This window comes from uncultured Campylobacter sp. (assembly GCF_938045465.1).
GTDB lineage: Bacteria > Campylobacterota > Campylobacteria > Campylobacterales > Campylobacteraceae > Campylobacter_B.
On the sequence record NZ_CALIBF010000030.1, the window covers coordinates 1 to 8,320 of the forward strand.

The following is an 8,320-nucleotide window of genomic DNA, read 5'->3' on the forward strand; positions in this document are numbered from 1 at the left end:
CGCTGCAAAAGCTCCGAAATCAGCGTAATCGACGGCGAGGATATGTATTTAATGCGCCTAGTTATTGAATAAAAGAGGGCGTTTTTCAGGGGCATAACTTCCCATGTTTAAAATTCGAACTCCTTACCATAAGCGAAATTTCATTTCCACCCAACTCGGATATTTTTATCTATTTTAATTTTTGCAAAAACATATCATCCTGCTGATTTCATTTGAAGTCACGATAATATGTAAAATTCTTCTAATAAAAACCATTAATAAAACAACAAATGCGTTAAAAATACATGAAATTATTCATATGATTATGCGTGAATTTTGTATTAGATTTTTACTTGAAAATTATAGTTTTCAATATAAAATATCTAAGATTATGGGGATTATGGCGCTTTTCAACACTATTTATCGTATATCGACTTAAAGAAACTCAAATTTGTTTTGCCTATCTTCATTTAGCTTTTAAATTTAAAGTCGATTGCTCTAGATATGGACACATTGTGCGGGATAAAATAAAAATTTCATAATTTAACTAGCGCAAAAGCTAAATTGCCCTGCATTTACTCACAGATTCCTAATTTGCCCTCTTTTAGAATTTAACTTTTTAGGCAAAATAGATTAATTCCATTCAAATTTTACTTGCGCCCTCCCCTTGTATTGCTCTTAGCAAATTTTTTCTTGCGCTCGATGCGAATTTCAAAATTTAGCAATACGCAGTTTATAAATTTATCTAAATTTCAAATCCCGCAAGTATAACCTACGCCATAAATTTTAAAAATCCAAAGGTAAAAAATGAATCGCAACACTTTAGACGCCATAAAATTCCGCGGCATAACCTCTAGGGTTTTATCGATCTGCTGCTACCTGATCATTTGGGCTTGTTGCGAGTTTTTGCACGATATTACGATGAGAGGATTTTTCGCCGCCGCGGCCGCAATCGTCGCCGTGATTTTTACTTCGATGAGCTTTAAGCTGTCGGCAACCAAAATGATCTCGGATATCTCTGATAGTAAGGTCTTTAGGGCGTATTTGATTAACTTTATCGCCCGAGTGCTTTGGGCTATCGTATTTATTTCGCTTTTACCACATTCTATGAATAATAATATTGTGAGCTTAGAGACTCTAAATTATACCTTACATGAGCGAGGCGGCTCTTTCGTGGAGGCATTCTATTGCATTTTAGCGGCTATGGCCATAGGACTTAATCACTCTATAGAGATTAAAGAGACGCAATTTGTTACCATTTGGTATGTAACGATTACAGCGTTTAAGATTGTCAGCACCATAGCCCCGGCAATAGTATATTGCTACTTAGGAGAAGCCACTAAGAGTAAAATTTTTTATGCTTACGCGTGGTTATATTTTATATCTTTAGTACTTGTAGAAATCATTAATTCGTTTATTAAACTACCGGAAATGAGTAGTGCAACCACAGCGTACATTGTACTCGCTATAATCCTTTTATCTGAAATTTTAGAACTTATCGCCTGGATTAGGATTAAAGGCATTTCGGGCGCAGAGCTTTGGAATAAAAACTTATGGACGACGCCTGCAAAATAAATCAAAAAACTAATCGGTATCGCTGGGTACCGGGCAGTATCCGGTTAGCCTAGAGGAGACGGGTAAAAATTTTTACTAGCAAAATTCTGCGTAAAATCGCAAAATTCCGCCTTGCAAAAATATTTGAAATCCCCCACGACAAAATCAAATTTATATAAAAATTTATCTGGATTTTATGCCGATCAGCTATAATTCCGCTATTCTAATCCCGCATATTTTGCGGAATTTTCAAGGAGAAAAAATGCTTAAACTTCACTCAATCCTTCTTGGTGCAGCGCTTTGCGCTAGCCTGGCTTTTGCAGATCGCACGATTACCGATCAGCTCGGTCGCAAGGTCACAATCCCGGATCAAGTAAATCGTATCGTCGTGCTACACCACGAAGCGCTCAATGTCTTAAACGAAATCAACGCCCAAGATAAGGTCGTAGGCATCCTAAAAAGCTGGGAGCAGCGCCTAGGCAAAGAGTATAATCGTTTGGCACCTAATTTTAAAAACCTACCTAATCCAGGCGATATCAAAGATGTCAATTACGAAGCTCTGCTTAGTCTAAAGCCCGATGCGGTCGTAGTAGTAAACTACTTCCCTAAAGAATATATCGCTAAAATGGAGGAGTTAAAAATCCCAGTCGTAGGCATTTCGTTTTTTAGCTCTGCACAAGAGGAAAAAGCTAAGCTAAATCCGACCTTTAAAGATGAGCGCGATAGCTTCGCTGCTTACGATGAGGGCTTTTACGAGGGGGTTAAAATTCTAGGCGAACTAAGCAATCACGAAAAGGATGCCGCTGAACTAATAGATTTCGTTAAAAAATCGCAAGCTGATTTAAATGCCAAATTTAGCAATTTTATCGTAGATAAAAGACCTAGAGTTTATATGGCAAATCCTGATCTTACGACCTACGGTAGCGGCAAATATACTGGCGTAATGTTAGCAAGAGCGGGTGCGACGAACGTCGCCGCTGCAGATATAAAGGGCTACAAGCAGGTTTCGCCGGAGCAAATTTTAGCATGGAATCCGCAGATTATCTTAGTGCAAAACCGCTATCCTCAAGTACCTGCCGAACTTAAGGCAAACCCTGCGCTAAAAGGTCTTAGCGCCGTGAAAGAGGATAGAATTTATCTAATGCCCGAATTCGTTAAGGCATGGGGTCATCCGACTGCCGAAGCAATGGCGCTTGGTGAGGAATGGCTTGCGATGAAACTTTATCCGCAAAATTTTAAGGACGCAAACTTTGATAAAAAAGTAGAGGAATTCTACGAGAAATTTTACCGCGTCAAATATCAAAAATAATGCTAAACGTAATCCTGCTTCTTTTTTGGGTAGTGCTGGCGCTAATCTCGCTCGCTAGTGGGCAGTTTCATATACCGTTAGAAGAAATTTTTAAAATTCTCTTTAGCGGAGGCGGCGATGAAGCCGCCAAAAGTGTGATGCTAGATGTTAGAATTCCGCGCATTCTACTCTCCAGCCTTTGCGGTGGAGCGCTTGCTATCGCGGGTTTGAGCTTGCAGGCGGTATTTAAAAACCCGCTCGTTGGCCCGCACATCGTAGGCGTTAGCACCGCAGCGGCATTCGGCGGCGCGCTTTGTATCTTGCTAGGATTGAGCGGCTTATGGCTTGCGGGTTTTGCATTTTGCTTCGGGCTTGCGGCACTATTTTTGCTCTATCTTTTGGCGAAATTCGTAGCACGCGCCGATATTTTCTCGCTCATTTTAGCAGGTATAGTCATTAACGGCGTATTTGCCGCACTTACGAGCTTGGTGCAGTATCTGGCAGACGATGAGGAAGTGCTGCCTAATATCGTCTTTTGGCTGTTAGGAAGCTTCGTAAGCGCAGGATATGATAAAGTAATTTTGATGTGCGCGATCGCCCTGCCCGCTTCTGCAGTCTTAATCGCGCTGAGATGGCGGTTTAATCTACTCAGCCTAAATGATGATGATTTGCGCGTGCTAGGCGTGGACGTTAAGTTTCTGCGCTGCACTATCCTAGCGCTTTGCACCGCTCTGATCGCCGTACAAGTTAGCGTCAGCGGAAATATCGGCTGGGTAGGTCTTGTAGTGCCGCACGCCACCAGGCTCATCGCGGGCAGCGACCACGTGAAGCTAATGCCTGCCTGCTTCATCGCAGGAGCGATCTTTATGCTGGCAATCGACGATCTATCTCGCTCGCTAAGTAGCGCCGAAATTCCTTTAGGAATTCTATCCGCTCTCATCGGAAGCCCGATCTTTGCCCTACTTCTAAAAAGGAGTGCCAAAAATGCAAAATCTAATTGAGGTAAAAAATGCTGGCTTTTACTACGAGGCGGAAAAATTCTGCTTTCGCAACTTAAACTTCGAGCTTGCCAGTTCTCAAACATTAGCGATTTTGGGCTTAAACGGGCAAGGCAAAAGTACGCTAATGTCGTGTATGATGGGGATTTTGCAGCCTAAAGAAGGCGAGATCGTGCGCAAGGCAAAATTTGCTTTCTTGCCTCAAAGCTTTAACGTCGCGTTTGATTACAGCGTGCTTGACATCGTACTGATGGGGCGGGTACGCGAGATCTCGCTCTTTTCAAAACCGGGCAAAAAGGATATTCAAATCTGCCTTGACGCTCTGGATACGCTAGGCGTCGCCCATCTGCAAAAGCGCAGCTTTAACGCCCTCAGCGGCGGGCAGAGGCAGCTCGTGCTCTTTGCTAGAGCCCTAGCTAGCGGCAGCGACGTGCTGTTTTTGGACGAGCCTGCCAGCGCGCTTGATATCAAAAACCAAGACCGCGTGCTAAGCCTCATCGCAAATCTACGCTCAAATAGCGATGCGAGCATAGTTTTTACCACTCATCAGCCTAACCACGCCCTTGCAGTCGCCGATCGCACACTGATCTTGCGAAATGATCTTAGCTACAACTACGGCGTAAGTAACGAAATTTTAACCGAAGCCGCGCTTAGCTCGCTCTACGGCGTACAGATCAAAACGGCGAAATTTGACGTTGCGGGCGAGCAAATCCCCAGCATCACGCAAATTTTCAGCGCGCAGGTGAAGTAGCGGCGCGACAAAGTAACTCATCAATCGGCGCGAAATTTTAAATCGCGGGATTTTGTTTTGAGTGAAATTTAAATCGTAGAATTTTGTCTTGAAATGCCGTCTTGAAATTCTGATTAAAATTTTATATCGAGGTTTTGCCATAGAATTCCAGTCTAAATTCCATAGTGAAATTTTACCGCGGAATTCCGAGTAGAAATCTTCATAGCGAAATTCTACCTGTGGCTTGCTGACTTTCAAAGCGTGCTATGAAAGTATGCTATCGCTTGAGATTTTGAAATTCCACCGCGAAATTCTACCCTGCAAATCCATAGATGGAATTTCGTTTTAAAATCCCGTGGCGGAATTTTATTCTCGCTCTGGTAGAATTCCTGAAATTCTGAAATTCCGCAGCCTACAAGCTTGCCCCGACGAAATTTTGAAATTTTAAATTTATCTGTTTAATTCCTGCTTTACATCGATTTATGTATACTTCGGGATAAATTTTAAAAAGGCTTATTATGCAAAATCTCGTATCTCAAGCAAGAAAAGAGGGAATGATCAGCACTGGAATCGATCTATTTTTAGCGGCGGTACTCGTGGCTTTAGTTGCACTCGATGTTGCCACGGGCGGCATACTGGGGCTTAGCACCAACAAGACGGCTACCTATATCACTGGCGGAATTATTTTTACTCTTTTGTGTGTTTCGGTATTTTTCAGGCTAAGAGCGCTCCGCAAAATTTCAATGCTTAGCGGCATAAAAGCGGCGGCGCTTTACCGCAACTGCGTAATTGTCTGCATCTGTGTCATTGCCATAACAAGCATTTTTTTATCGATTCCTTTATCGATCTCACACAAGCATTTGGCAATGATATTGTGCATTTTGATAGCGTTTGCAGGCGCAATCTACATGATCGTAGCGTGGTTTTGCATAAATTTTGCTCTAGCACGTGTAAGCGGCGTGGGGATCTTTGAGACATATGTGTGGCTCTGCGTCATCCTTTTTCCATTAAATGCACTATACAATTTGATATTCCCCATAACCCTCACAATAACTAGCATCGTGCACCTGCTAGCCTGGAGCAAGATAGAAAAGATAAGCGTAAACATTTAGAATTTCGCAAATATCTTGTCGCGATAGAATTCCGATCTTGTCGGTTTAATTTATATTTTATGCTTGTTTATATATACTTCGGGTCAAATTTTTAAAAAGGGTTTATATATGCAATTCATTGTATCTCAGGCAAGAAAAGAGGGGATGATCAGCACCGGCATCGATCTGTTTTTGGCGGCATTACCCGTGGTTTTTATCGTGGTAGGCTATGTCTCTTTCAGCGAGCCATGGCGCCTTGACGACGAGATGATAAATTATATCGCTAGCGGAATTTTGATTGCTTTTATTTGTGTTTCGGCATTTTTCAGATTGCAGGCGCTCCGAAAAATTTCAGCGCTTAGCGGCATAAAAGCAGCGACACTTTATCGCAACTACATAATAATCTGCGTCTGCTTTTTTGCGCTAGCGCTCGTGCTCAATTACCTTTATCCGAGGGAGCCTGACGCAGACGGCGGGCAGAGTGATAATCCATTTGCGGCGATATTTGGACTAGCGCTTTTCGCAGGCGTTATTTACATAATCGTCGCATGGTTTCGCATAAATTTTTCTTTGGCGCGCGTAAGCGGCGTGAGTACCTTTCGGACTTATGTGTGGCTCTGTGTGGGACTTTTTGTGCTAAATATACTATGCAATGCAGCGATTATTGCTATAGCTATTTCCTCCGAGCCGCGGACCGAGCAGGTCTCGGCTTTAGCTATTGCTGTCGTAATGCTTAAACTGCTCCTGCCGTTTGCCGCTCTCATAATAACTGGCATCGTGCACCTACTAGCCTGGAGCAAGATAGAAAAGATAAGCGCGGAGGTTTGAAATTTCGCGAACCTCTCGTCACGATGAAATTTCGCTCTTTCCGGTTTGATTAGCGTTTTACATCTGCTTTTTGCATATTGAAATAAATTTTTAAAAGGAGTTATACGATGTGCAAGACACCGTATCTCAGGCAAGAAAAAATGGGATGATCAGCACCGGCATCGATCTGTTTTTAGCGGCGTTACCGGTGGTTTTGATGGCGATAGACTTTGTTTTTGAGGGCATACCGGGGTATCCATATAATATCGTGATCATAGGTGGAATTTTTATCGCTTTTATTTGCTTCTCGGTGATTTATAGGCTAAGAGCGCTCCGCAAAATTTCAACTCTTAGCGGCATAAAAGCGGCGGCGCTTTACCGCAACTGCATAATTGTTTTCATCTGCATCTCGGTGTTTTCATTATTTCATCCGATAAGTTCTTGTAGAGAAGAGATGGTTAGAGAGACAACAGGAGAGACAATATGGAATTTAGCGGTACCCGCAGCCGCAATCTACATAATCGTAGCGTGGCTTCGCATAAATTTTTCGCTTGCGCGCGTAAGCGGCGTGATGACCTTTCGGATCTACGTGTGGCTCTGCGTGGGGTTTTTAGCGCTAAATATACTGTGCGGCGCGGGACCCTTCGGCTTGGCTAATTCCAAGCCGCAAACTGACGATGCGGTTGCGGCTTTAGTCATCACATCGTTGAAGGAATTTTTGCCGTTTGCCGCCCTCATAATAACCGGCATCGTGCATCTGCTAGCTTGGAGCAAGATAGAAAAGCTCGCCTAAGCCGAAGCGCTTTCGTTTTGCGGCGACCACGCCTTTTGCAAGTCTAAACCGCAACGTCCAAAGCCGCGCTGTTATATAGCAATGTCAAGCGCGCCGCCGCAGCAGCAAAGCCGCAAGATAGCGCGTAAATTTAGAAAATTCAAAGGATAAAAATGAAAGAAATTTCAAAGCAAGATCTACTTCGCAAGGCGAAATTCCGCGGAGTTTTAGGTGCCGTGATTTTGCTAGGCATCGGCGTAAGCGGCACGGTGGGCGTAAGCAGCATAGACGAGGACGCGGTCGCGATTTTTAGAGTTTTAGCGCTGCTAGCGACACTAGCGATATTTTACGACTGCTTCGTTTGCCTAGAAAAGGCGCTAGGCGTGCGCTTCGTTAAGACCTATAGACTGATAGAAAGTATCCCGATCGTCGCGATTTTGTGCTACTGCGCCATGGTAGTAGCGCTAAAAGAGGGCGCGATGCTAGGTCTACTCTACACCCTGCTCTACGTCCTTTCGACGTGCGCAGCGGTGATAATCTGGGGCGTATTAAACTGCCGCCTAGCCACACTTAGCGGCGTGGATTTATTTAAAATCTACGGCATAGTGGTGTCCGTGACGTGGCCCTGCGAAGCGGCATTGGGCGCGCTAGCTAAAATAGGCGTAATCCTCGCTCTGCCGTATCTAATCGCAGCGTCGCTGGTAACGGCATTTTCGGGGATTTTGCTAATCATAGCGTGGATAAAATTCAACCCCGCAAGGTTATGCGGCGCGGAAAATTCTAGTGAGTTTGACGGCGCCAAGCTAGGTGCGGACGGCGAAAAACCGAGCATTTACAGCAAACTCGCCGCTTTTAAGAAATCGGACGCGGACGATGCGAAAAAGCCCGCTTCCAAGGCGAGCGCAGATACCGCAAAAATGCCTGCTTCAGAAGTCAGCGCCGATGTCCGCCAGTGCCGTTCCGTGCGGAACAAGCGCTGCGATTGCCGCCAGCCGCGCATCGAGCTGCATAACCGCCCTCCTTGTCGTTTCACGCGCGGGGCACATCCCCGCGTAATAAATGTAAATATAAGAAAGGAGTGTAACCTCTCCGTTACACTCC

General features: G+C 44.2%; 8 protein-coding genes. All 8 read left to right on the plus strand.

The genetic code is table 11. The annotated features are described in order from the left end of the window. The first annotated feature begins 786 nt into the window (after positions 1-786). Positions 787-1,554: a hypothetical protein gene (locus Q0413_RS01530; RefSeq protein WP_298986583.1), complete on the plus strand. Its 768-nt coding sequence runs from the start codon at positions 787-789 to the stop codon at positions 1,552-1,554. Between the two features lie 241 nt (positions 1,555-1,795). Next, positions 1,796-2,842 (plus strand): ABC transporter substrate-binding protein, encoded by a 1,047-nt coding sequence (locus tag Q0413_RS01535; protein WP_298959227.1) that lies wholly within the window; start codon positions 1,796-1,798, stop codon positions 2,840-2,842. Then, a complete protein-coding gene (locus Q0413_RS01540; RefSeq protein ID WP_002951064.1) occupies positions 2,842-3,822 on the plus strand; it encodes an iron ABC transporter permease in 981 nt (326 codons plus the stop codon). Before Q0413_RS01535 ends, Q0413_RS01540 begins: the two co-directional genes overlap by 1 nt. Next, positions 3,806-4,570, plus strand: a complete 765-nt coding sequence (locus Q0413_RS01545) for an ABC transporter ATP-binding protein (RefSeq protein ID WP_298986586.1) — start codon at positions 3,806-3,808, stop codon at positions 4,568-4,570. The genes Q0413_RS01540 and Q0413_RS01545 overlap by 17 nt, the downstream gene beginning before the upstream one ends. Before the next feature lie 497 nt (positions 4,571-5,067). After that, positions 5,068-5,661 (plus strand): hypothetical protein, encoded by a 594-nt coding sequence (locus tag Q0413_RS01550; RefSeq protein WP_298986589.1) that lies wholly within the window; start codon positions 5,068-5,070, stop codon positions 5,659-5,661. Positions 5,662-5,769: 108 nt separating this feature from the next. Further along, the gene (locus tag Q0413_RS01555; protein WP_298986592.1) at positions 5,770-6,468 is read left to right on the plus strand and encodes a hypothetical protein; all 699 of its coding nucleotides are present in this window, start codon (positions 5,770-5,772) and stop codon (positions 6,466-6,468) included. Between the two features lie 109 nt (positions 6,469-6,577). Then, a complete protein-coding gene (locus Q0413_RS01560; protein ID WP_298986595.1) occupies positions 6,578-7,240 on the plus strand; it encodes a hypothetical protein in 663 nt (220 codons plus the stop codon). A 152-nt stretch (positions 7,241-7,392) separates the two neighbouring features. Further along, on the plus strand, positions 7,393-8,320 hold a 928-nt coding region (locus Q0413_RS01565; RefSeq protein WP_298986598.1), incomplete at its 3' end, for a hypothetical protein.